Source organism: Arthrobacter sp. Helios, assembly GCF_023167125.1.
Classification (GTDB): Bacteria; Actinomycetota; Actinomycetes; order Actinomycetales; family Micrococcaceae; genus Arthrobacter_B; species Arthrobacter_B luteolus.
Genome location: NZ_CP095402.1, coordinates 1,445,101 through 1,468,772, shown reverse-complemented (window position 1 = coordinate 1,468,772; position 23,672 = coordinate 1,445,101). Strand labels below are relative to the sequence as shown.

Sequence of the window (23,672 nt, the reverse complement as noted above, 5' to 3'; positions counted from 1 at the left end):
TCCCTTTTGCTGTTCCTGCGTGTCTTTCGTCCGGCCCGGATGTGCTGGCGCTTCCCGGTGTGCCGGTATCCTAAAGACAGTGCCGCTCCATCCTCTACAGGGGGTTCCCTCCGCATGTTCGCTGTGTCCTTCCCGGCTCCGGTCTGTCCGTGATAGCCAGGGCCCTGCGGGACTTCCCCGATTCCATTGACGCAGCGTCCGGCGTCCCCAAGCACCGGCAGCTTGAGGACATCCTGCGCCGGTTTGTCGACCAGCATGCCCCAGCGGGTGCAGCCCTGCCTTCGGAACGGGAACTCGCCGCACACTTCAACGTTGCCCGGATGACAATCCGCCAGTCCATCGATGCGCTGGTTGCTGATGAGGTCCTGGAGCGTGTGGTGGGTGTCGGTACGTTTGTGGCGCGGCCCAAACTCGACCTGCAGATCAAGCTCACGTCCTACAGTGAGGAGATGCACCGCCGAGGCATGGTCCCGGACGCGCGCGTGCTGACCTTTGAGCAGGTGCCAGCATCCCACCTGGTGGCCCGGGAACTGCAGATCGACCCGGGACAGCCCGTGGTCCGCTTCCGCCGTCAGCTGCTCGCTGACGGGGAGCCAATGAGTGTGGACGAGAATTTCATTCCCGCCTGGCACGTACCGGGCATGCTCGACGAGGAGCCGCCCACGTCGCTGTACCGGGTCCTGAGTGAGCGTTACGGGATGGTCATCGAATGGGGCGAGGACACCATCGAGGCCACAGCCGCTTCAGCGTCCATCGCCCGCCTGCTCAACGTCGAGCTGGGCGCCCCGCTGCTGAAGATCCAGCGCCACGCGTATGTTTCCCGGTCCATGGTGGACTATTCCGTCTCGTACTACCGCGCGGACCGGTACAAGCTCTGGGTGCCGCTCCAGCGGCCCGGTATCCGGACACCGCGCACCTATCACCCCGGACGCCACCAGGCGACCTGACAAAGAATGGAGGGATCAGCCAAGAATGGAGATCCTGAGGATGTACAAGCAGGATCCGCCCCGCGCGATGCTGTTCAAAGAAGCAGTCTACGAACCCGAAGACGGTTCGCTGATGACAACGCAGGGGAGGGTCGGGCATGAGGGCACCGTAGCCGTCCGTGAAGACGTCGACGCCGAAAAGGCGGAGACCCTCCTGGCCTCCTTTAGTGCAGCAGCAGCTGCCGCCGGCTACGCCGAGATCCCGGAGGAGGAACAGCACTGGGTGATTGCCCAGTACCGGCTGAAATCCCGTGAAGGCACCGAACGGGACCGCTACCTCGAGCACAAGGCGGCGACAGCCATCGGGACGTACTTTTCCTGGCGGGGGCTCGGATCAGTGGAGGAAACCGCCTTCAGCCCCTACAAGCTGAACATCCTCTGCCTGGTCCCGGACGTCAAGCTGGCGGTCAAGGGGATTCAGGTTGTCATTCGGGAATCGCGCCTGGACTTCACGAAACTGAGTATCGGAGCAGCTCCCTTCGCCGATTTGGAGCATCCCGTCCGCAAGCATCCGCTGCCCTCCCGGGAATCATTCGAGCTGTAGACACGCCCGCCCGGCGGTCAGGCAGCTTTCACACCGGATACAAAAAAGAACTCCCGGCCAGCAATGCTGGCCGGGAGTTCTTTTTCGTGCGGAGGGCTAGTGCTTCTCGAGGGAAGCGGGAGCCTGATCCTCTGCGCTTGCCTCAACTTCGGCAGGCGCTTCGTGATGGTGTGCTGCTTCGAGTTCGGCCGGCGTCACCGGAGCAACGCGGTCCTCGAAGAAGAACCGGGAGAGTGCTCCGCGGCGCTTCTCCTGGCGGCTGACCTTGCCGCGGGCATCCGGCTGAGCCGGCTGGACCTGCGGCGAGTCGAAAGCGACCAGCTTGTAGCGCTTGTACTCGTCGAGCGGTTCGTGGACCTCGATGTACTCACCGTGCGGGAGGCGGACAATACGGCCGCTTTCCACACCGTGGAGCACAATTTCACGATCCTTGCGCTGCAGCGCCAGGGCGATGCGGCGGGCCACGATGAAACCGATGACCGGGCCGAAGAAGAACAGAGCGCGCAGCCAGTAGGTGACATCGTTCAGCGACACATGGAAGTGCGTGGCGATGAGGTCGGAGCTGGCAGCAGCCCACATAACGCAGTAGAAGATCACGCCGGCAACGCCGATGGCGGTGCGGGTCGGCGCGTTGCGCGGACGGTCAAGCAGGTTGTGGATCCGCTTGTCCTTGGTGACCCAGGCTTCGATCCACGGCCAGGTGAAGAGCAGCGTGAAGACGATGCCCGCGGGGACCAGGGCCGGCAGCAGCACGTTCAGGGACAGTGTGTTGACGCCCCAGGGGAACGGAATGTTCCATTCGAACGGGAAACCGAACAGCCAGCCCGGCATCAGACGGAGTGCACCGTCCACCCAGCCGATGTACCAGTCAGGCTGGGTGCCTGCCGAAACGGGGGAGGGGTCGTACGGGCCATAGTTCCAGATCGGGTTGATCGTGAAGACCGCGGAGATAAACGCGATGATGCCGAAGACGATGAAGAAGAATCCACCGGCCTTGGCTGCGTAGACCGGGCCGACAGGGAAGCCGACAACGTTGTTGTTGGTACGTCCCGGACCGCGCCACTGGGTGTGCTTGTGGATAACGACCATAAACAGGTGGATGGCAATCATCAGGAGGATGAGGGCCGGAACCAGCAGGATGTGCAGCACGTACAGGCGGCCGATGACCGCAGTACCCGGGAACTCCCCTCCGAAGAGGAAGAAGCTGATGTAGGTACCAACAACAGGGACTGCCTTGATAACACCGTCGATGATGCGCAGGCCGTTACCGGACAGCAGATCATCCGGCAGGGAGTAACCGGTGAAGCCGGCAGCCAGGGCCAGGATCAGCAGCACGCCGCCGACAACCCAGTTGAGTTCGCGCGGCTTGCGGAACGCACCGGTGAAGAAGACACGCAGCATGTGCACGGAGACTGAAGCCACGAACAGCAGGGCCGACCAGTGGTGGACCTGGCGCATGAACAGTCCGCCGCGGATGTCGAAGGAAATGTCCAGCGACGAAGCGTATGCCACGGACATTTCCACGCCCTTGAGCGGCACATAGCTGCCGTCGTAGTGCGTTTCGGCCATTGACGGGTCGAAGAAGAACGTCAGGAACGTTCCGGAGAGGAGAAGGATGACGAAGCTGTAGAGCGCCACTTCACCAAACATGAAGGACCAGTGGTCAGGAAAGACCTTGCGGCCGAATTCCTTGACCATCATGGAGCCGCTTACGCGGGAATCCACGAAGTTGGTGATGCGCCCGAGCTTGGTCTTCGGCTCGTAGGTGCCGGTTGCAGAGGTAGCAGTCATGATCAGCCACGCTCCCAGTAGCTCGGTCCAACGGGTTCTGTGAAGTCGCTGGTGGCGATGAGGTAACCCTCGTCATCAACGGCGATCGGCAGCTGGGGCAGCGGCCGGACGGCCGGCCCGAAGATCACGGCGCATTCCTGCGTCAGGTCGAACGTGGACTGGTGGCACGGGCACAGCAGGTGGTGCGTGTGCTGCTCGTACAGTGCCACGGGGCAGCCGACGTGCGTGCAGATCTTCGAGTAGGCAACAATGCCGTCCACCGACCAGTCTTCACGGCCGGGGGAGGGGTTGAGCTTGGACGGATCGAGGCGCATCAGCAGGACAACAGCCTTGGCCTTCTCCTCCAGCTTGTGCTCGGCGTCGTTCAGGCCTTCGGGAATGACGTGGAACGCGGAACCGAGGGTAACGTCCGATGCCTTGATCGGGGTGCCGCTGGGATCGCGGGTCAGGCGCACGCCGTTGTCCCACATGGTGTGGCGCAGGACGTCGCCCGGGAGCGGGCCCAGATCGCGGAACATTGCGATCGCCGGCAGCGGAGCCAGTGCAACCGCACCCAGGAGGGTGTTGCGGATGAGCGGGCGGCGCTTGATCCCGGTCTCCTCGATGATGTCGCCGATCATCTTCTCGGCGACAACACGGTCTTCCTCCGGACGGACTTCGTGACGTTCCTCGATGACTTCGTGGTCCGGCATGAGGGTCTTGGCCCAGTGCACGATGCCGACGCCGATGCCGAGCATCGCGAAGGCGGTGCCGAGGCCGAGGAAGAGGTTCTGCACCCGCAGGGTGCCGATGGTCTCATCCAGGCGGATAAAGAAATACGCGTAGAAAAAGAGCAGCGTTCCGATGACCGAGATGGCGAAGAGAATCGCCACCTGCTTTTCGGCGCGCTTCTCTGCCCGGGGATCCGTGTCGGCCAGGCGAGGGCGGTGCGGGGGAAGTCCAGGATTCTGGAATTCCCCTTCGACGCCCTGGCCAGCCGTAGCAACGGTGCCCGAGGTATTCGGACTGCCGTGACTATGGTCGCCCATGATCCCCCTCATCCTTCTCTTGAAACTGCATTAGTAGACCTATGTGTAACTGTGATGTCACCCCGTGGGGTGAGCGCGGCGATGGTTAGGAAGACCGGGAGGTCAACCAGATAGTGAAAGCAATGATCAGGCCAAGTCCAGCTGTCCAGATGAACAGGCCTTCGGAGACCGGACCGAGTGAACCGAGTTCTGCGCCGCCGGGGGAACCGTTGGCTTCGACGGTCTTCAGGAAGGTGATGATGTCCTGCTTCTCCTCGGGGGAGATGTTGGCATCGGAGAAGACGGGCATGTTCTGCGGGCCGGTGACCATGGCCTCGTAGATGTGCTCTTCGCTGACACCTTCAAGGGCCGGTGCGAACTTGCCACGCGTCAGGGCGCCGCCGGCGCCTGCTGCGTTGTGGCACATGGCGCAGTTGACGCGGAACAGCTCGCCGCCGGCAGCTGCGTCGCCGGTGGTTTCGAGGTACTGCTCTTCCGGGACGGACGGGCCTGCGCCGAGGGAGGCAACGTAGGCAGCCAGCTGCGCGGTCTGTTCGTCGTTGAACTGCGCCGGCTTCTGCTGGGCCTGGGGGCCCTGCATGGCCATCGGCATACGGCCGGTGCCGACCTGGAAGTCGACCGATGCCGCTCCGACGCCTACAAGGGACGGTCCGTTTTCGGTGCCGGTGGACTCCATGCCGTGGCAGGTGGCGCAGTTGGCAATGAAAAGCTTCTCGCCCTGCTGCACATCATCGGCAGTGTAGGTAGTGGCGGCCTGTGCCTCGTTCGCTCCGCTGGCGGCTGCATAGATGCCACCGGTAACGATGAGGCCCAGCAGCAGCAGTACTACTGCTGCCAAGGGGTGACGTCGCCTTTGCGATAGTGCCTTCACTTAGTGGTTCCTAACTTGTGTGGTCTTTTGGTTGCTCGTGCCACTTTGAATCTGGTGTGGTGATGCCCAGCTGGCGGGCTACTTGAGGAAGTAGATGATGACGAAGAGGGCAATCCAGACCACGTCAACGAAGTGCCAGTAGTAGGACGTCACGATCGCTGACGTTGCTTCGAAGTGGCCGAACCGCTTGGCGGCGTAGGCACGTCCGATGATGAACAGGAATGCGATCAGGCCGCCGGCCACGTGCAGGCCGTGGAAGCCGGTGGTGATGTAGAAAGAGGATCCGTACGCGTTGGAGGAGAGCGAGATCCCGTGGGAAACAAGCTCCGCGTATTCGTATGCCTGAACGGATACGAAGATCGCTCCGAGGATGAAGGTCAGGAAGAACCACTCGACCATTCCCCAACGTGCGATCTGGAAGAAGCCGCCGGTACGGCGCGGCTGGAGCCGTTCAGCGGCAAAGACGCCGAACTGGCAGCTAAAGGAACTGGAAACAAGGATCACCGTGTTCACGAAGGCGAAGGGCACGTTCAGCTTGGCTGTTTCGATCTCCCACATCTCGCCCGAGGTGGAGCGGAGAGTGAAGTACATCGCAAACAGCGCAGCAAAGAACATGAGCTCGCTCGAGAGCCACACCACGGTCCCTACGGAGACCATATTGGGGCGGTTCAGCGTGGGGTGAGCCGGGGTACTGGGGGCATGGGTCGCTGTTGTCACATAGACATTATGGCCGCAAAACTGCCCAGTTCACCAACAGAACCGCACGAACGGCGCGTCCGATTCGTTCCCAAACGGCCCGCTTCCCAATAACGGCGCGGAACTGGCGCTCCGGAAACAAATCAGCATTTTCTACAATTCGTAGATAACCTAGGTTGTGTGAGTACGTTTCCGAGTTCCAAGCACACCTGGCCGACGCTGATCAACGCGCTCATTGCGGGAGAGGACCTGAGCACCGAACAGACCTGGTGGGCCATGAACACGATCATGGCCGGGGACGCAACGGACGCCCAGATCGCGGGGTTCCTGGTGTCCCTGAAGGCCAAGGGTGAAAGCGTCGAGGAACTCACCGGCCTGGTTGAGGCCATGCTGGAGAATGCCCGGCCCATCCATATCCCGGGCGAAACACTTGACATCGTGGGAACCGGCGGAGACCGGCACGACACCGTCAACATTTCGACGATGGCGGCGCTGGTGTGTGCCGGCGCCGGAGCCAAGGTGGTTAAGCACGGCAACCGGGCGGCGTCGTCGTCCTCGGGTTCCGCCGATGTGATTGAAGCGCTGGGCGTCCGCCTGGACCTCCCGGTGGAGCGCGTTGCCGAAGCCGCAGTTGAGGCAGGGATCACCTTCTGCTTCGCCCAGGTGTTCCACCCGTCGATGCGCTTCGCCGCCGTCGCCCGGCGCGACATGGGTGTGCCCACGGCGTTCAACTTCATGGGGCCGCTGACCAATCCTTCGCGTCCGTCCGCCTCGGCGATTGGCGTGGCCGACGAACGCCTTGCACCGCTTATTGCCGGCGTGCTGGCCGCCCGGGGCGTCCGGGCGCTGGTGTTCCGCGGCGGCGACGGCCTGGATGAACTGACGACGACGGGTCCCTCCACCGTCTGGGAGGTGCGTAACGGCACCGTAGAGCGCTCCGTGGTGGATCCCCTGGATCTTGGGATCAGCAGGGCCACGCTGGATGATCTGCGCGGAGGAGACGCCCCCGCCAATGCCGCCGTCGTGCTCAGCGTCCTGGCCGGAGACAAGGGGCCGGTGCGGGACGCTGTGCTGCTGAACGCGGCCGCAGCTCTGGTCGCCCTGGATTCTTCTGCTGACGGGACGCTGCCTGAGCGGCTCAGGGCCGCTCTGCGGCGCGCCGAGGAGTCGGTGGACAGCGGTCAGGCGCGGGCGGCCCTGGACCGGTGGGTGGCAGTCACGCAGTAAGTACGCCGCCGCGCGCCCGTCACCGCAAAAAAGAGAGGCAGGCCAGGCGGCCTGCCTCTCTTTTTTGGTGCCGCTATAACCTGGGTCACCCTTGAAGTTCGTTCCCCTAACGCTGCGCAGGACGCTGGGTTAGGGGAACGAACTATCTGTTTTGCCAGCCTAATTAGCCGTCGAAACCGAGGGAAAAAGCGGCGTCCAGATCGTGTTTGGAGTAAGCCCGGAAGGCTATCTGGGTGGTGGTGCCGATCACGCCGGGGACTTTGGAGAGCCGGTTCGCGATGGTGTCGGCCAGGTCCTCGTGGCGGCGGACCCGGGCGATGGCAATCAGGTCCCACTCACCCGTGACCGAGTAGACCTCGCTGATGCCCTCGAGCTCGGAGATTTCCTCGGCACATTCAGGGATCCGGGCGGAGTCGGTCTGGATGAGTACGAAAGCGGTGATCATTGCTTGCCTTTCGAAGGTCCTGCAGGGCGCGGAATGTCAGGCCCTGTCCTTGAGCCTAGTGGAATCCCGGCGGGCGTGCCCGCGCGTGACAATGGAGCACACGGCCCGCGGCAGCAGCAGGAACGCTGCCAGCACACCGAAAGTCACCAGGGCGAAGCTGGGGGCAACTCCGCCGCCGGCAAGGAAGCGGATCACCAGTCCCGCGCCGGCCGTGATGAGCCACAGGACGACGCCCGCCGGCCACAGCGCCTCAGGGCGCCGCCAGGCGCGAAGCGCCAGCCAGCCGGCCAGGCAGGCGGCGATAAACGGCGAGGCTGTCAGCAGCACACCGGCCGGATCCACTCCGTGGGCATGCGTGTCCCTGCCGAGGGCCGCGAAGGTGATGATGAGTACGACGTCGATGGCCAGGAAGGCGGGCCAGAAACGGGAGAGCGGGGATTTCACTGGGTAGGTCCTTAGTCCTGTGGATGTCCGCCATGGGCCCGGACATAGGGCCCCAGCAGCTCGTGCACGCGTTCGCGCACCTGTTCGTGCGGGACGCCGGCTTCGAGCAGGCGGGTCCCGGTGTGGACGATTGCGTTGATGAGGGCCGCAGTGCTGGCGGGGTCCTCGGCGCCCATCTCCTCAAGCGTGCCGACCAGCGGGTCGAGCAGCTGCTGGTGCATACGGGTGCTTTGGGCATCGAGTTCCTCACTGGGCGCAACGGCAGCGAGGGCGCTTCCGACTGCGTGTTCGCCTTCGGCGACCAGGGCGATGTTGGTCAGGACGTAGGCGAGGATCCGGTCGGCCGGAAGGCTCTCTGCGGCCATGGCTTCCTCAACCCGGCGCGCCCAGCGCGGGAAAACGTCGAGCACGAGGGCGTTCAGCAAATCGGTCCGTGACCTGTAGTACTGGTAGGCGCTCGGCCTGGCCAGGCCTGCCAAGGCAGCGACCTCGGCCATGCTGGGGGCCTCACCCGTCTTCGCAAGCAGTGTCCTGGCGGCGTCCAGGAGTGCCCTTTGCTGCGCCGCCCGGTGCTCGGCGACCGTCGGGGCAGTGATGCGGGGCAAAGGGCCCTCCTGTTCTTGCATTCTCTAGCTGGCCAGCCGGCCGTCCACCATCTCAACAACCCTGTCGCAGTGATGGAGGACATCGTGATCGTGGGTAACCATAACTGTAGCAACGCCGTGCTCGTGGGTTTCCCTGGCCAGCAATGCCACGACGTCCTGGCTGCGTTTGCGGTCCAGTGCGGCCGTCGGCTCGTCAACGAGCAGCAGGGTGGGTTTTGTCACCAGTGCCCGGGCGATGCCGACACGCTGCCGCTCACCGCCGGACAGCTGGCCGGGGCGGGCCTTCAGCTTATGTCCCATTCCGACGGCGTCGAGCAGCTCCTGCGGGTTGAACCTGCCGCCTCTTTTGGCCATCCGGTGCACCAACTCGAGCTGTTCGGCGGCGTTCAGTGCGGGGATAAGGTTGCCGGACTGGAAGACGAAGCCGATGTTTTCCAGCCGGAACCGTGCCTTCGCAGCTTTGCCGAGCCTCCCCAGATCGGTCCCGTTAACGCTGACCTGTCCGGAGTCTGGAGTGGTCAGCGCGCCGGCGACGGCGAGCAGGGAGGACTTGCCCGCACCGGACGGTCCGACGACGGCGACGAGTTCCCCGGGTTCAACGCTCAGGCTCACGTTGTCCAGGGCCTTGACGGTGCTGGAGCCGTCTCCGAGGGAGAGGTTGGCCGCCTCGATGACCAGCCCGCGGGTTCGCAGGGTTTCGGTGGTGGTGATGATCTGCGTGCTCAACGCTGTCCTCCCAGGGCAGCCAGGGGATCCACCCTGGAAATACGGACGATGGCGATAGCCGCTCCCAGGACACCCATGAGGATGGTCAGGGATGCGGCCACCGAAATGGGGCCGGCCTCCAGAGTGAAAGGCATCGCTGTCCCGGACATCCACGCCCCAAGGCCGAGACCGGCTGCAAGTCCGGCCGCGGTTGAGAGGGCCAGGATCACAACGGCCTGGAAAATTCCGTCGCGCAGGAGGTAGCCGGTGGACGCGCCGACCGCGCGGAGGACAGCGAGTTCATGCTTCCGCTGGATCGTCCAGACGGTGAAGAACGCACCGACCACCAGGGCGCAGATCGCGTAGAGGAAGACCTGGATCATCTCCAGCGTCAGGGTCTCTGCGGTGTAGCCGGGGGAGGCATCGAAGGAGTCCTGCAGTGTGGACGTCACCGTACCGGCTGCAGCGTCACCCGCTGCGAAGTCCAGGTCCGCGCCGTCCGCGGCTTTGATGGCGATGGTGCTGGCGGTCTCGAAGCCCAGCGCAGAGATGTCGCCGGCGGACGGGGCACCGGGCTGGGACTGGCCGCTGGCAATCAGCTGCCAGGTCCCAAGCGGAAGGTAGGCAACGGTGACATGGCCGAACGTTGCCTGGCCCTCGGTGTAGCCAACGACGCGCAGCTCGGCACCGATACGGTCCAGGGTGATCACTGAACCAAGCTCGATTCCTTCTTCTGCGGCGGTGGGCGAAACGACGATTTCGTCGACGGCTTCGATGCCCCGGCCGTCCCCGATCCGGGGAGCCAGGAAGGAGCCGGTGTCCACTCCGAAGAGGGAAAGATCCACCTGGGTCCCGTCTGCGGTGGCACCGTTCATCATGGTGGAGCCCATCATGGTGACCTCGTCGACACCGGGCTGGGTGCGCCAGGCCTCCGCCTGCGACGCGTCGACAACACTTCGGGAGAAAGCGTTGTCTGTTTTGGTGCCCTCATTGAAAGCGAATGCGGTGGCGGGCATGCTCTTCAAGCCGGAGACGCCGTCGTTGACAAGGCCGGAGGACAAGCCGGAAAGGAGGACCATCAGCACGGAGATAAGCGCTATGACGCCGCCCATCAGTCCGAACCTGGCCCGTGCGAAACGCAGCTCGCGCAGCGCTAGATACATGGGAATTCCTTGGTAGTGGGGATGCAGGTATGTTGCCGACAGTGCGTCAGCAACATACCAACATGATGTCAGAAAGATGCTCTTCGGAAAACCGGAAGCGGCAGCTGCTGCCGTAAGTGCCGCTGGAACCTAGTGCCCTGGCACCGGCTCTGCTGTGCTTGGTGGATGACCGTGGTCCGGGGATTCTGGCGGCGCCTGCGCCGTTCCCGGTTGGTGCGGTGGACAGCGGCGGCGGTGGTGCTGCTGCTCATCTTCGAGTACGTGGTTCTGCCCCAGCTGGTGGGCTCGGACAACGTCCTGCGGGCGCTGGCAGGGCTTTCCCCGGTCCTGATTGGGGCTGCGTTCTGCCTGGAAGCTGTGTCGCTGTGCTGTTACAGCGCGCTGACCAGGGAAGTGCTGCCGGGTGCCCGCCGCCCGCGCTGGTTCACTCTGCTGCGGATCGATCTCAGCGACCTGGCCGTGAACCACACGGTGCCGGGAGGGGGCACCACGTCAGCTGCCGTCCGGTACAGCCTCCTGACCCGGGCGGGTGTGCTGCCCCAGGACGCCCTGAGCGCCGCGATGGTGCAGGTGGTGGGCGCGAACCTGGTGCTCGGAGCACTGTTTGCCGCAGGGCTGCTGAGCGCGCTGGGCGAGGTGCGGGTGAACCGGTATTTTGCAGCAGCCGGCGTTATTGTGCTGGTTCTTCTGGCCGTGAGCGCGCTGGTCCTTTCCGTCCTGGACCGCCACCTGGCCGGAGCTGTCCACGCGGCGCGCCGGATCGCCGGGTGGAGCCGGGTGATCCAGCCGGATGCGGCCGAGCGTTTCGTGCGGACCATGGCGGCCGAGACTGCCATGTTCCGGCGGGATCCAGGACGCCTGGCCCGGGCACTGATGCTCGCCGTCAGCTATTGGGTCTTCGACGCGGCCTGTCTCTGGTTGTTCGTTGCCGCCTTCGGGCATGTACTTGCGCCGGGGGAACTCCTGACGGCCTACGCACTGGGCAACCTGGTGGCCCTGGCACCGCTGACTCCGGGCGGCCTCGGGCTGGTTGAGGGGGTCCTGGTTCCAGCCCTGGTGAGCTTCGGTACTCCGAACTCGGCCGCCGTCCTGGGCGTGCTGTCCTGGCGGATCCTAAACTTCTGGCTGCCCATCCCCGCGGGCGGCCTGGCGTGGCTGTGGCTGCGTGCGGGCCCGCTGCGCCGGTCGGCACGGCAGGGGAGGCGGCGGGCGGGACCGGGCTGAGACGGATATCCGGGCCTGGCAGCGCTGGGATCTAGTGCAGCAGGCTCATCCAGTTCTGCGGTACCCGGCCGGCCGGACCGGGCACCGGCTGGCTGTCAGGGTGCGCCTGGGGCGGGGCGAGGTCCGGACCGGCAAACATGGCCTGCTCCGGATAGCTGTAGAACCAGTCCTCCCCGGGTTCGAAACTGCGGACCACTGGATGCCCTGAGGCCTGCTCGTGCGCCGAAGCGTGCTGCGAGGGGCTGGAATCGCAGCAGCCGATGTGGCCACACTCGGCACACCGGCGAAGGTGGAACCACCAGCCATCCTGCTGGAGGCACTCAACACAGCCTGTCCCGCTGGGTGCAGCCGCCGGATCGATGCCGGAAATAGGGTCCATGATGGGTCTCCTTGGGGTAGGCGGAACTGCCGGACCTGCCGGAACTGCCGGACCTGCCGGAACTGCCGGCTGGGGCCAGCCGGGAGGGTGCTTCCCGGAACGGAGCGGGGTTGGCCCCGCTCTTCCTCAGGGTAGCCACGGGCCGGGCGTGCCAGAAGCGGCACCGCCAAATAGCCGGGTGGCGCCCGCGGATCAAAGTGCGGGCGCGCGCAACGCCGGACCCACGGGCCGGGTCGGCCGGGCACCCGGCCGGGAAGCATTTGGCGGGAAGCGGCACCGGACACTGCAGGAAAGTTGGATGCGGCACAAGAGCCTGTGAAATCCGGCACCAGCAGCGCCGGAGCTTCGCTCTGCGCCGCGGAACCCGCGGCAGAGTGATTTCCGCCGCGCCCTAGCCTTAAAAAATGAAGATCCTGCCTTTGGCGGCAGCGGGGTTCATGGCTGGAGCTGTGGCAGCAGCCGGCACGCTTGCCGCAACTGCAATACACAGAGACCCACGACCATCGGCGCTTTTTATCCGCGGAGTGTTTTCCAGCGGGGGAAAGGTGCAGCTCCGGACCCTGCGCAAGCACGTTCATGGAGGCGGCGTCAAAGCTCACCGCGGCCTGAGCTATCTCGGGAAGTCCAAGCGTCCCAGCCTCGACGTTTTCCTGCCCGAAAATGCCGGCCGGAACCCGCTCCCCGTGGTGGTGTGGGTGCACGGCGGAGCCTGGATTTCAGGGTGCAAGGAGAACGTGGCACCCTACCTGGAAATCCTCGCCGGTCAGGGGTACGCCGTCGTCGGCGTCGGCTACTCGATCTCCCCGGAGGCCAACTATCCGCAGGCCGTGACCGAACTTAACGGTGCTTTGGCCTACCTGCGTGAGCACGCCGGGCAGTTTCACCTGGATCCGGAGCGGATCGTCCTGGCAGGGGATTCCGCGGGCGCCCAGCTGGCCGCCCAGCTTGGCCTGATCATCACCGACCCGGAATATGCCCGCAGCACCGGAGTCGTGCCGGCAGCCGCCCCCGCGCACCTCCGGGGCATGCTGCTGTTCTGCGGTGTCTACGATCTGAAGACCATGGCAAGGCTGAAGGGACCGCTCGGCTGGGGATTCCGGACTGCCCTGTGGGCCTACACGGGAAGCAAGGACTGGTCCAGCACGCCGGCGGCGGAGCATATGTCCATCGTCGACCATGTCGGCCCGGACTTTCCGCCGACGTTCATCTCCGGGGGCAACGCCGACTATCTCACGGACCAGCAGTCCAAGCCCCTGGCAGACAGGCTCGAAGAGCTCGGCGTGCAGGTTGTCCGCCGTTTCTGGCCCAAGAACCACAAACCTGCGCTGGGGCACGAATACCAGTTCAAGCTCCAGCTGACGGATGCCCGCCTGGCACTGGCCGACACGCTGAACTTCCTGGACGCCGTGACCGCCGGCCGGACGGCGGAGCCGCGCCCTGCGAAGCACCTGCAGGCTGCCGCTTAGGGGGACGGGAAAGGCCGTTCGGCACCGGCCGTAGCTGGCACTGCCCTCCGACAGGCATTCAAGGTTCGTCCAGACAAATCGCCAATAAACTGAGCGGCGGCCGTATCCCTTTGAGGGGTACGGCCGCCGCTCAGGAAATTAAGACTGCCAGATGTCGTCGCCGCGCAGGGAGGCATCAGCGCCGCCGTCGCAGTAAATCGTCTGTCCGGCAAGGTGGGTGTTCTCTTCGCTGGCCAGCCAGGCGAGCAGACGGGCAATAACCACGGGTTCCGAGTGCCCGTTCAGCGGCATGGGGACGTTCTCATCCACCATCTTGGCGCCTTCCGGCGTCGCGAGCAGTTCACGGGTCATCGCGGTCAGGACGGTGCCCGGAGCGACGGCGTTGAGCGGAATCCCGTTGCCGGCATACCGTTCGCTGATGGATTCCCGGCGGACCCAGCGGCTGAGGGCGCGCTTGCTGGAGGGGTAGTTCAGGTAGCCGATCTGGGGACCCTGGTCAGCCAGTTTCTGGCCGATCTGCCGTGCCATGGCCTCATCACCGGCAAGCAGGGCGTCCACGAGCTCGGGGGAGTTTGGCTGCAGGGATGCCATGGAGCTGACGACGACGGCGCGCGGCGCCTCACTGCGTGCCAGTACGGGGGTGAGCCGGTCCAGGAACTCGGTGACGCCGAAGAAGTTCACGGACACGGTCAGGGGGATGGGAGCTGAGATGCCGGCGCAGGCAATAACAGCGTCAACGGAGCCGCCGGCGGCTTCCACTGCGCGGTCGGCGGCGATCTGCCGTCCTTCGGGAGTGCTGAGGTCCGCCTCGACGTCTGCGTTGCGCAGATCGACGCCGATGACTTTGTGGCCGCGTTCCCTGAGCAGTTCAGCGGTGGCTGACCCAATGCCGGAAGCGGACCCTGTGACGATATAAGTACGTGTTGTCATACTTCGAGCCTACTCCCGCCCCGGGCATGGTATAGGGGGGTGGGGCGGGCAGCAGGCTAGGTTGCGGGCTGGGTCGAAACCGCCAGCGGAGTGTCTGCTCCGGCAGGCCTGGAGCGGCCGCCGATGAGCGCTGCCCCGACGGCTGCTGCCGGGAAGCTGCGCGGCAGCAGGTTCACGCTGCTGGACAGATCGAGTGAGGCAATGAACCTGGAGTCTGCGGCGGTTTTGTCCAGGCTCCTGCGCACACCTGCCAGCAGCGGTGCCCCCAGGGCGCTCAGGCCTCCACCGATGACGACGGTTCCCACGCCCGCGCTGAGGGCCAGGATCCGGACGGCTGCGGCCGCGCCGTCGTACAGATCATTGAGCACCCTGATCGCTGCCGGATCTCCGCTCTCCGCGGCGAGGGCAAGGCCGAGGGCCGGCAGGGCCTCGCCGGAGGGCCAGGAGCGTGCAATGGCCGAGCCGGAGGCAAGGGTTTCGAGGCAGCCACGCTGTCCACAGGGGCAGAGCAGGCCGTTGGGCCTAATGGGAATATGGCCGATCTCACCGGCCGCACCGTTACTTCCGCGCCAGATCACGCCGTCGCTGACCAGGCCGGCGGCGAGGCCGGTTCCGAGGTTGAGATACGCCATCAGCCCGGCACCTTGGACTGTTCCTGCACCCAGCCACTTGTGGGCTCCCAAGGCGGCGGCGTTGACATCGTTTTCAATGTGGACCGCCGTGCCCATCCGGCCGCTCAACACCGGCCCGAGCGGCAGCGACTCGAAGCCCAGGTTTACGGCGTGGGAAACGGTCCCCGTGCTGTGATCCACATGTCCCGGGATCCCGGCTCCGATCGATTCGAACGCGCCGAAGGGCAGGCCGCAGGCCCTGCGGACTTCTTCGGCTGCCTCCATGACGGAGCTGACCACGGCGGCGGCGCCGTAACCGGTCGGTACCGTGCAGCGGTGCACAACCCCGCCGTCGTCAGCGGCTACTGCCTCCGTTTTCGTCCCGCCGATGTCTATGCCGAGCCTCATTTTGCGCCCTGCGGAAGACCCTGGGTGAGCAAGCCCATCAGTGCGGCGCTGACCATGCGGGACGCACCGAAGGTGCAGACATCTGCCGGGTCACCGTCAGCAGACGGCCAGCCCATCTCGACGACAATGAGGTCTGCGCCGCTCCGACGCAGCTCAGCGATCAGCTGCAGGCTCTGCTGATGCAGATGAAGGTTCCGCCCCACCAGGGCCAAACGGCTGCCGGCAGGGGGAGAGGGCAGGCCTTTGCGGGGGTCAACGATGCTGACCCCGGTGGCCGGCTCCCCGTTCCGGTCAAGCGACGCCGGGCCCCAGGGGACGTTGCCCACGGCCTGGTTGGCGGTGCTGGAGATTTGATGGAGCTGGAAGGGCTGTGTGCTGTTGCTCAGCCAATCCTTCGCCGTGCCGTTCAGGCGGAAGGCGGCGGCGGCCTGAGCGGCGTCGACAAGCAGGTCAGGGTCCTGGCCGGGCAGGTCGTCTCCGACCTGGGCATCCCGGGGGAGAAGGTCAAACAGGCGGGCGGACCTGCTGCACGCTTCCTCAAGCCGGCTGAGCTGAAGCTCCCCGGCACGCACGGCCTCAAGTACTGCGGTAACAACGGCGTTGTACTCAGCTTCGCTCGTTTCAGAGCCGAGGCACAGCAGATCACATCCGGCCGCCAGGGCACGGACGGCGGCTGCAGGTATCCCGATACCGCCGCTGGCGCCCCGCATATCCAGGGCATCGGTCATGATGACCCCGGTGAAGCCGAGCTGCTCCCTGAGCAGGCCCTGGAGAATGGATGGCGAAAACGTCGCGGGACGGTCCGGGTCGAGGGCGGGCACCAGGATATGGGAGGTCATGACCGCGGCTGTTCCGGCGGCGATGGCAGCTTCGAATGGTTTCAGCTCGCGTTCAACGAGAACAGCCAGTTCAGCATCGACGGTTGGCAGCGTCAGGTGTGAGTCCTGGGCGGTGTCGCCGTGGCCCGGGAAGTGTTTGGCGCAGGCAGCTACGCCCGTGGACTGCAGCCCCTGCACCCAGGCCGCTGAGTGCGCAGCGACCAGCGGGACGCTATCCCCGAAGCTGCGGACCCCAATGACGGGGTTGTTGGGGTTGGAATTGATGTCCACGGATGGAGCGAGGTTCAGGGTGCAGCCGGCGCGGCGAAGCTCGCTGCCAATCGCCGCTGCTGACGCGTAGGTCGCTGCTGGGTCGTCCAGGCGGCCGAGGACAGCGTTGCCCGGGTGGGGGGATCCGGCGCCGTAGTGAAGCCGGGTGACGTCCCCGCCCTCCTCATCGATGGCAATGACCGCGCGGGGACGCGCTGCGCGGATGGTGCCGGTCAGCTCGCGCAGCGCTTCGATTGATTCAACGTTGCTGCCAAACAGGCAGACTCCGGCAAGTCCTTCCTCGAGTTCCACAGCAAGCCACTCCGGCAGCCGGGATCCGGCGAAACCGGGAAGCAGGGTTCCTCTGACCAGCGCCCGGAGGTTTCCGGTTTCATGATCTTGGCGGGTAACGGTCATCCCTTTACTGCTCCTCCGACCAAGCCGCTGCTCATCCGGCCCTGGACAATCAGGAAGAAAATGATCACCGGCACGGCAACCAGAGTGGACGCAGCCATCACCTGGCCCCAGTCGGTTTCCCGGCTGGCACTCGACTGCAGGAATCCCCGCAGCCACAGCGGAATTGTTTTGCTTGAATCACTGGTCATCACCACCAGGGCCACGGTGAACTCATTCCAGGCCTGCAGGAAAGCATAAACTCCTGAAGCAATCAGACCGGGTGCCAGCAGCGGGAACGTAATCCGCAGAAAAGCCTGCGTGCGCGTCAGGCCGTCCACCATGGCCGCCTCTTCGAGTTCCACCGGTATGCCGGTTACGAACCCCCGAAGCATCCAGATGGTGAACGGGACCACAGCCGCTATGTAGAGAACGCTGATACCCAGCACTGAATTAAGCAGGTCTGCGCTGGCCATCATTTTGTACTGGGCGATGAACAGCCCCTCCGCGGGCAGCATCTGCACCAGCAGCAGAGCAAGCACAAATCCCTTCCGGCCCCTAAACCGGAACCGGCTGATGGCCAGCGCGCCAAAGAAGGCGAAAAGCAGGCAGCAGGCGACGGTGATGGAGGTAACGGCCAGGCTGACGCCCAGTGCCGAGAAGAAGCTCCCGGAGGCAGTCACGGCCACAAAGTTGTCCCAGGAGCCGCTGAACGGAACGAAGGTGGGGGTGGCTGACTGCAGGGTGACGTTCGGAAGGAACGCTGAGTTGAGCATCCAGTAAACCGGGAAAGCCCAGCATGCTGCTGCGAAAACTGCTGCCGCGCTCCAGAGGACCGTTGAGATCCTGGGGGGCCGGCGCCGGGTGGTTCCGGTAAGCACGCTCATGCCGCACCGTCCTCTCGAATCATTCTGCGCACATAGAACCAGCTGATGCTGAGGGTCAGCAGGAGCATAAAAATTGACACTGCGCTGGACATGCCGAAGTCTCCCGACCCGGTTCCCAGCTGATGGATATAGGTGCCCAGCAGGTTTGTTTCACTGGGAACGGATCCCACGTCCTGGAGCAATCTGATCTGGGTAAAGACCCTGAGGTCCCAGATGACCTGCAGCAGCATGACGATCGCCAGGACCGGCCGGATCATCGGGATCATGATGTGGACCAGCCGCTGCCAGCCCGTTGCCCCGTCCAGCTGGGCCGCTTCCAGGACTTCATCCGACACCTGGGTCAGGCCGGCATAAACGCTGAACGCGACGAAGGGCACGCTCATCCAGATCACAATGACCGCCGCCACCAGATAGAAGGTAAGCGGAGCAGCCAGCCAGTTGAATCCCTGGAAATTCAGCCCTGCCTCAGTCAGCAGCCAGTTCACGATGCTCCGACGCCAGTCAAAGAGCCAGATCCAGACGGTCATGGCCGCGACAACCGGCATGGCCCAAGCCAGCAGCAGGGCGATCTGCAGAATGTTGCGGATGACCTTATGGACCCTTTTCATCAGCACGGCCAGTGCTATGCCGACTGCCATGGTGCCGCTGGCACAGACCAGGCAGAAGAGAAGTGAGCGGGCAACGACTGCCCAGGTATAGCTGTCGGTCAGGAGCTGGATGTAGTTCTGCAAACCCACAAACTCAGGTGGTTGTCCGAACTGCTGGGCCAGGCCGAACTCCTGCAGCGAGGTGACGATCTGCCAGGCCAGGGGGTATCCCATGGCAGCTGCCAGGACCAGGACCGCGGGGATCAGGAGAATGTACGGTGCGGACCAGCCACGGCGTGGCCTGCGGCGGGAACGCCGCCCGGGGGCTGCAGCCGGTGTGGTTGCAGAACCCGATGTGGCAACAGGCGGGGTATGGACAGTTGTCACAAACCTGCCTCCTTCTGAGTTCGAGCTGAGTTCGACGGAAACTGTGCGCGGTGCCGGGGGCGTCCCGGCACCGCGCTTGTACTGCTCTGCTGCAGTTAGCTGTTGGCGTTCAGCATGGGCGTGATTTTCGCGTCGTATTCTTCAGCCAGGGACTTGAGGTCGTCCGTGGTGGCGATTTTGCCGAAGAACTCTTCGAGGATCGAAGCGCCTTCCACAGCAGCCCAGCCGGGTGCGGCGGGGGTCAGCTTGGAATTCGATGCAGCCTCGATCGCGGTCTTGGCGAACTGGTCGTCGCCGAGGCTGGAGACGTAGTTCTGGTTGCCGGGGCCGAGTCCGGCGCCACCAAGCATGGTCTGGTATTCCTCGGAGAAGATAATGCGCAGAAGTTCCTTCGAAAGGTCCTGGTTCTTGGACGCTGCCGAAATACCGATGTTCGAGCCGCCGGCGAAGACCGGAGCGGGCTTGCCGTCATTGCCCGGAAGAGCGAAGGCGCCGAAGGTCTCATCGTTCCAGACACGCGCGGGCTTGCCGTCCTCGCCGGTTCCGAGATCACCGATGGACCCATTGGCCCACCCCGGCGCCATGATCGTGGCAGCGGCAAGGGACGTCGTCCCCGTGGGGTTGCCTTTTTCGTCAAGAATCTCGTCCGCGTCGTTGATGTAGAGCCAGGGGGTGATGTCCTTGGCGTCCGCGGGTGCCTTGGACGCGTTCCGGTAAATTCCCTGCAGCTGTGTCAGGCCGGTGATCGTCTTGGGATCGGAGAGGGTGGAGACCCACTGGTCACCGTCCTTGCGGGCCAGGTCACCACCGTTGGCGAATACCCAGGAGATACCGTTGCGCCAGTCCTGGCCGCCAAGGAAGAAGCCGGAGAAGTTCTCGATTCCGCGGGGGTTCGCGCTGGCCAGGTCCTGGACGGCGGTATTGAATTCGTCCAGCGTCTTAGGCTGCTCAATGCCGGCTTCGCTCCAGAGGTCCTTCCGCTGGAACATGTAGCGGGATCCGAAGTAGTAGGGCAGCGTGTAGTTGGCGCCCTCCACTGCGCCCACTTCAACGAATGACTGCAGGAGGTCATCACCGCCGAGTTCGTCGTACATATCCGAGATATCTGCGAACGCTCCGACGTTGGTGAAGGTGGGGGACTGGGTATTACCCAGTTCGACGACGTCGGGAGTGTTGTTCGCGTCGGGCAGCGAGGTCGTGAGCTTGGTGACAATGTCACCCCAGGACTGTTCCTCGATGACCAGGGTGGCGCCGGTTTTTTCCTGGAAGGCTGTTTTCAGGTAGTCACGGAGCTCGTCATTGGTGTCACCGCCAGCCAGCCACAGTGTGATTTCCTTGCCGGCGCCAGCAGAGGCATCGCTGCTGGGCTGGGTTTCCGTTCCGCCGGAGCCACAAGCCGCCAGCATCAGCGCCGAGGCCGTGGCAAGAGCCAGGACTTTGTACGGTTTTTTCATTTGAAGCTTCCCTTTCGTCATTGAAATACCGGGTGACCAATCGGTTGGAGACCCGGTTCAGGCAACTCCAAGTTGCGCTGAAAGGACCATCACTGCTGCTCCGCGCAGGACGATGTCCTGGCCTTGGGTGGATCTCCGGAAGCTCACGCCGCTGGTGAATTCCGCCAGCGTGCGCTTCTGGAGTGTTTCGGCGGCCGCATCAAGCAGCGGACCGTCAAAGAGGTGGGAAGGACCGCTGAGGACTACCTCTGAGAGGTTCAGCGCTCCGACTATCGGGGCCAGGGCAATGCCCAGCCGTTGGCCTGCTTCACTAAGAACAAGGTCCCGCTGGCTGCCCGTCCTGCCCGACAGCGCCGCCTCGAGGTTGGGGACTGACAGCCAGGTTTCGAGGCAGCCGATTTTTCCGCAGATACAGCGGGCTCCGCCATCCGTGCCCACGGTGACATGCCCGATCTCGCCTGCAGCGAACCGGCTGCCCAGCAGCGGGCGGCCTCCGACCACCAGGCCGGAACCAACACCGTGACCGATTTTGATCAGCATGAGGTCATTTGAGGGATTGGAGAATGTGGTCTCTGCCAGCACGGCAGCGTTTGCGTCATTGGCTATCGTGACCGGCAGGCCGGAGGCTTCGGACAGGACCGCCCTCAGATCAAGGTCGAACCAGCCTAGGTTGGGGGCGGACTGGATGACTCCATGGGCATCTACGATTCCGGGGGAGCCGACGCCGATGCCGAGTACGGGAGCAGTGGCCAGCTCGAGGGTCTGTTGCAGGAGGCGGAGAGTTTCCTCGACAGTGCCTTTGCCACGGCCGGCGGCACGCTCAATCTCGCTGCGTTCCAGGACGTTGCCGTCGAGGTCCAGCACCGCGCCGCGGAAGACCGAATGCTCTGCCAGGTCGAGACTGACGATCTGCAGGCCATCCCGGTTGATATCCACGAGCATCGCCGGTTTGCCGGGCCGGGAACCCTCGCGGTGTCCGCGTTCAACCACGTATCCGTTGGCGATGAGCTCCGCCACGAGATCCGACGCCGTAACCCGGGTGAAGCCCAGTTCCCTGGCCAGGTCTGCCCGGCTCAGCTCCCCGGCCCGGTACAGGGTCTGCAGCACCAGTGCCAGGTTATGGCTTCTTGCATGCCCGGGCAGCGCCCTCGACTCAGGCTGGAAGCCAGGGCGGGAGAGCCGTGAGGTGGCTGGCGCCGCAGGGGACCCTGCCTTGGTTTCGGGGAGCAACATGTTTGAAAGTATGGTTTACAAACAAACTCCTGGCAAGAGGTTTTTGGGTACCAGTTTTGAGGGCATCTTGAACCGTGGAATGACCGGATCCTGCCCGCGTCTTAGCTGTGTCGGCGAGGAGAGCTGGCGGCTTGTAGAGGGGGGCAGAAGCCAGTCGCTAGCCCGGCGTTTGGTTTCCTGGTGCTGGGCTCTAGGCAGTCCGGCTTCGAGGAGCTAGCATCTTCACTAGATTCATAAGATTCATAAGATTCATAAGATTCATAAGATTCATAAGATTCATAAGATTCATAAGATTCACAGAGACTCACCAGGAGCATTGAGTGGAGAACCCATTTCGGCCGACAGCCGGAGCTGCGCCACCCGATTTGGTGGGCCGCGGGGGAGTCCTGGATGAGTTCGCCTACGGCCTGCAGATAGGTTCGGGCGCGCCGGGACTCCTGACTATCTTCACCGGGGCCCGTGGCATCGGCAAGACCGTCATGCTGGGGGCGGCGGAGGATCTGGCGCTCCAACGTGGCTGGGCGGTCGTATCCGAGACGGCAACCCGGGGATTTGTTGGACGCATCGGCGAGTCCATGCGCAGACTGGCCGAGGAACTGGGGGAGGGGCCGGCCAGCCGCCGGGTCACGGCAATGTCCGTGGCGGGATTCTCCGTAACCACCCAGCTGGCACCGGAAGCGCAGGTCCACTGGCGCGCCCGCGGCACTGAGCTGCTCCGGTTGCTGGCAGAGCAGGGAACAGGCCTGGTCATCACGGTGGACGAGATTCACGCTGCCGACCGCACTGAACTGTCCCAGCTTGCTGCCGACGTACAGCACTTCATCCGGGAAGGGCTTCCGATAGGGCTCATCTTCGCCGGACTTCCCGCAGCTGTCTCTGACCTGCTGAACGAGGGTGTGGCAACATTTCTCCGCCGTGCCGACCGCATTGACCTGCACGCCGCCTCCATCAGTGAAGTCGAGCGCTCTTTCCGTGAGACCTTTGCACGCGCAGGCATACCGCTTGGAGCCGGCCTTGCCGGTGACGCCGCCGCAGGAACCGGAGGGTATCCCTTCCTCATCCAGCTGGTTGGCTATTTTCTGTGGCAGGAAGCCGAACGGATGCCAGGGGAGCTGGATGCCGCCGCCGTCGGACGTGCGGTCAAGGCGGCCAGGCGGCGCAACGAACGGGTGGTTATCGAAGCAGCCCTTTCCACCGCCTCGGGCAGGGACCGCGAGTTCCTGCAGGCCATGGCCGAAGATCCGGGACCTTCCTCCGCCGGCGATATCGGTGTACGTACCGGGATGCGCTCAAACCTGGTGGGCAACTACCGCACCCGCCTGATCGCCGCCGGCCTCATCGAACCCGCAGGGTATGGCCGGGTGGACTTCGCCATTCCCGGACTGCGTGAGTATCTGGCCGTTTAGCAGGACCGGCATGCCGGATCGAATATTCGAGGCTGAGGATTGGCGCCGGGCTGGCAGTGTTCCTGCCGGAGCCGGCTTCACCGTACTGGCACGCACGTGTATCCGGGACGGACCGCCGGAGGTGCCGCACCGGCTTCGCGTGCAGGGGGACTGCCATAGCCGCATAACCAGCCGCGTCCAATCCACTAGTTGACATAATGTAGATTATCGGCGCAAGGGATCGACATCTGAAAGTGGCCCACGTCACCCCCGCGCTGGCTTTGTACCAACCTCTGGACAGCCGCCATTTCTCCTGTTTCGCCAAGCAAATGACGCCGTAAAAGTTTGCTGGCAGGAGCCCTGGTGCCTGCCGGGCGTTTCCAGGCAGTGGAATATGCGAAAGGACCTTACGTGTTTTTGCTCTCGCCCGCGGCGGGGCCGTCCGCTGATTTGAGTTGACATAACTCCCCCGCAGGGCGGTCGGTCATCATTGTCAGCTTTACATAATGTCCGCCTTCCCCAGCGGGAACATTTCTGCACGCTGGGCCGTTATACCGGGCGTTGACCTGCAGCTGGACAGTTTCGTACCTTCGGAAGCCCATGGCCGGATCTCCCGGCAAACCACCCGGCATCCGTACCGGAGGCATCCGGGATGCCGGCTGGTCACAGGACATGCCTTATTCGGACCAATATGGCCAACAGAGAAGCGCCGTTTGGTGTGATCGGCCGCTTCGC

The 23,672-nt window shown here is 64.2% G+C and carries 23 protein-coding genes; 6 read left to right on the top strand and 17 right to left on the bottom strand.

Translation table 11 applies throughout. The features are described 5' to 3' along the window. Window positions 1-152: 152 nt before the first annotated feature. Together ArtHe_RS06515 and ArtHe_RS06510 are read left to right on the top strand one after the other, a co-directional pair. Complete coding sequence (locus ArtHe_RS06515) at window positions 153-947, top strand: GntR family transcriptional regulator (RefSeq protein WP_248319699.1); 795 nt, start codon at window positions 153-155, stop codon at window positions 945-947. A gap of 25 nt (window positions 948-972) precedes the next feature. Further along, on the top strand, window positions 973-1,530 hold the full coding sequence (locus tag ArtHe_RS06510; protein WP_248319249.1) for a hypothetical protein: 558 nt from the start codon (window positions 973-975) through the stop codon (window positions 1,528-1,530). A 96-nt stretch (window positions 1,531-1,626) separates the two neighbouring features. On the opposite strand, the gene ArtHe_RS06505 is transcribed toward ArtHe_RS06510, so the two are convergent. The 4 genes from ArtHe_RS06505 to ArtHe_RS06490 form a co-directional block, all read right to left on the bottom strand. Then, on the bottom strand, window positions 1,627-3,321 hold the full coding sequence (locus ArtHe_RS06505) for a cytochrome bc complex cytochrome b subunit (protein ID WP_248319248.1): 1,695 nt from the start codon (window positions 3,319-3,321) through the stop codon (window positions 1,627-1,629). Window positions 3,322-3,323: 2 nt separating this feature from the next. Then, on the bottom strand, window positions 3,324-4,349 hold the full coding sequence (locus ArtHe_RS06500; protein ID WP_066297703.1) for a Rieske 2Fe-2S domain-containing protein: 1,026 nt from the start codon (window positions 4,347-4,349) through the stop codon (window positions 3,324-3,326). Window positions 4,350-4,434: 85 nt separating this feature from the next. Then, on the bottom strand, window positions 4,435-5,220 hold the full coding sequence (locus tag ArtHe_RS06495; protein WP_066297704.1) for a cytochrome c: 786 nt from the start codon (window positions 5,218-5,220) through the stop codon (window positions 4,435-4,437). Window positions 5,221-5,298: 78 nt separating this feature from the next. Next, complete coding sequence (locus ArtHe_RS06490; protein ID WP_083521473.1) at window positions 5,299-5,937, bottom strand: heme-copper oxidase subunit III; 639 nt, start codon at window positions 5,935-5,937, stop codon at window positions 5,299-5,301. Between the two features lie 159 nt (window positions 5,938-6,096). On the opposite strand from ArtHe_RS06490, the gene trpD reads away from it, so the two are divergent. Next, entirely contained in the window at window positions 6,097-7,143 is a 1,047-nt protein-coding gene (gene trpD / locus ArtHe_RS06485; RefSeq protein WP_248319247.1) for an anthranilate phosphoribosyltransferase, read from the top strand. A 163-nt stretch (window positions 7,144-7,306) separates the two neighbouring features. Here trpD and ArtHe_RS06480 read toward each other — a convergent pair whose 3' ends face one another. Genes ArtHe_RS06480 through ArtHe_RS06460 form a run of 5 tightly spaced genes read right to left on the bottom strand, consistent with a single transcriptional unit; the run spans window position 7,307 to window position 10,505 of the window. Continuing rightward, window positions 7,307-7,588 carry an Lrp/AsnC ligand binding domain-containing protein gene (locus tag ArtHe_RS06480; protein WP_066297707.1) on the bottom strand — a complete coding sequence of 94 codons (282 nt, stop codon included), beginning with the start codon at window positions 7,586-7,588 and terminating at the stop codon, window positions 7,307-7,309. Between the two features lie 36 nt (window positions 7,589-7,624). After that, the gene (locus tag ArtHe_RS06475) at window positions 7,625-8,032 is read right to left on the bottom strand and encodes a DUF3054 domain-containing protein (protein WP_248319246.1); all 408 of its coding nucleotides are present in this window, start codon (window positions 8,030-8,032) and stop codon (window positions 7,625-7,627) included. A gap of 11 nt (window positions 8,033-8,043) precedes the next feature. Next, the gene (locus ArtHe_RS06470) at window positions 8,044-8,637 is read right to left on the bottom strand and encodes a TetR/AcrR family transcriptional regulator (protein WP_248319245.1); all 594 of its coding nucleotides are present in this window, start codon (window positions 8,635-8,637) and stop codon (window positions 8,044-8,046) included. A 24-nt stretch (window positions 8,638-8,661) separates the two neighbouring features. After that, entirely contained in the window at window positions 8,662-9,348 is a 687-nt protein-coding gene (locus ArtHe_RS06465) for an ABC transporter ATP-binding protein (RefSeq protein WP_248319698.1), read from the bottom strand. Between the two features lie 11 nt (window positions 9,349-9,359). Further along, entirely contained in the window at window positions 9,360-10,505 is a 1,146-nt protein-coding gene (locus tag ArtHe_RS06460) for an ABC transporter permease (RefSeq protein ID WP_248319244.1), read from the bottom strand. Window positions 10,506-10,676: 171 nt separating this feature from the next. On the opposite strand from ArtHe_RS06460, the gene ArtHe_RS06455 reads away from it, so the two are divergent. Beyond that, entirely contained in the window at window positions 10,677-11,729 is a 1,053-nt protein-coding gene (locus ArtHe_RS06455; RefSeq protein ID WP_248319243.1) for a lysylphosphatidylglycerol synthase transmembrane domain-containing protein, read from the top strand. Window positions 11,730-11,760: 31 nt separating this feature from the next. Here ArtHe_RS06455 and ArtHe_RS06450 read toward each other — a convergent pair whose 3' ends face one another. After that, complete coding sequence (locus ArtHe_RS06450) at window positions 11,761-12,108, bottom strand: UBP-type zinc finger domain-containing protein (RefSeq protein WP_248319242.1); 348 nt, start codon at window positions 12,106-12,108, stop codon at window positions 11,761-11,763. Between the two features lie 545 nt (window positions 12,109-12,653). On the opposite strand from ArtHe_RS06450, the gene ArtHe_RS06445 reads away from it, so the two are divergent. After that, window positions 12,654-13,574, top strand: coding sequence for an alpha/beta hydrolase (locus ArtHe_RS06445; protein ID WP_248319241.1), 921 nt, complete (start codon window positions 12,654-12,656; stop codon window positions 13,572-13,574). Window positions 13,575-13,712: 138 nt separating this feature from the next. Here ArtHe_RS06445 and ArtHe_RS06440 read toward each other — a convergent pair whose 3' ends face one another. From ArtHe_RS06440 to ArtHe_RS06410, 7 genes are all read right to left on the bottom strand, one after another. Continuing rightward, window positions 13,713-14,504 carry an SDR family oxidoreductase gene (locus ArtHe_RS06440; RefSeq protein ID WP_248319240.1) on the bottom strand — a complete coding sequence of 264 codons (792 nt, stop codon included), beginning with the start codon at window positions 14,502-14,504 and terminating at the stop codon, window positions 13,713-13,715. Between the two features lie 56 nt (window positions 14,505-14,560). After that, window positions 14,561-15,523 carry an ROK family protein gene (locus ArtHe_RS06435; protein ID WP_248319239.1) on the bottom strand — a complete coding sequence of 321 codons (963 nt, stop codon included), beginning with the start codon at window positions 15,521-15,523 and terminating at the stop codon, window positions 14,561-14,563. Further along, window positions 15,520-17,028, bottom strand: coding sequence for a glycoside hydrolase family 3 N-terminal domain-containing protein (locus ArtHe_RS06430; RefSeq protein WP_248319238.1), 1,509 nt, complete (start codon window positions 17,026-17,028; stop codon window positions 15,520-15,522). Before ArtHe_RS06430 ends, ArtHe_RS06435 begins: the two co-directional genes overlap by 4 nt. Then, window positions 17,025-17,891: a carbohydrate ABC transporter permease gene (locus ArtHe_RS06425; RefSeq protein ID WP_248319237.1), complete on the bottom strand. Its 867-nt coding sequence runs from the start codon at window positions 17,889-17,891 to the stop codon at window positions 17,025-17,027. Before ArtHe_RS06425 ends, ArtHe_RS06430 begins: the two co-directional genes overlap by 4 nt. Beyond that, on the bottom strand, window positions 17,888-18,865 hold the full coding sequence (locus ArtHe_RS06420) for a sugar ABC transporter permease (RefSeq protein WP_066297748.1): 978 nt from the start codon (window positions 18,863-18,865) through the stop codon (window positions 17,888-17,890). Before ArtHe_RS06420 ends, ArtHe_RS06425 begins: the two co-directional genes overlap by 4 nt. Before the next feature lie 95 nt (window positions 18,866-18,960). Continuing rightward, a complete protein-coding gene (locus ArtHe_RS06415) occupies window positions 18,961-20,319 on the bottom strand; it encodes an extracellular solute-binding protein (RefSeq protein WP_248319236.1) in 1,359 nt (452 codons plus the stop codon). Window positions 20,320-20,376: 57 nt separating this feature from the next. Further along, window positions 20,377-21,552 (bottom strand): ROK family transcriptional regulator, encoded by a 1,176-nt coding sequence (locus ArtHe_RS06410; protein ID WP_066297754.1) that lies wholly within the window; start codon window positions 21,550-21,552, stop codon window positions 20,377-20,379. A gap of 320 nt (window positions 21,553-21,872) precedes the next feature. Between ArtHe_RS06410 and ArtHe_RS06405 the strand changes: the two genes are divergently transcribed. Next, on the top strand, window positions 21,873-22,958 hold the full coding sequence (locus ArtHe_RS06405) for an ATP-binding protein (RefSeq protein ID WP_248319235.1): 1,086 nt from the start codon (window positions 21,873-21,875) through the stop codon (window positions 22,956-22,958). The last annotated feature ends 714 nt before the right edge of the window (window positions 22,959-23,672 follow it).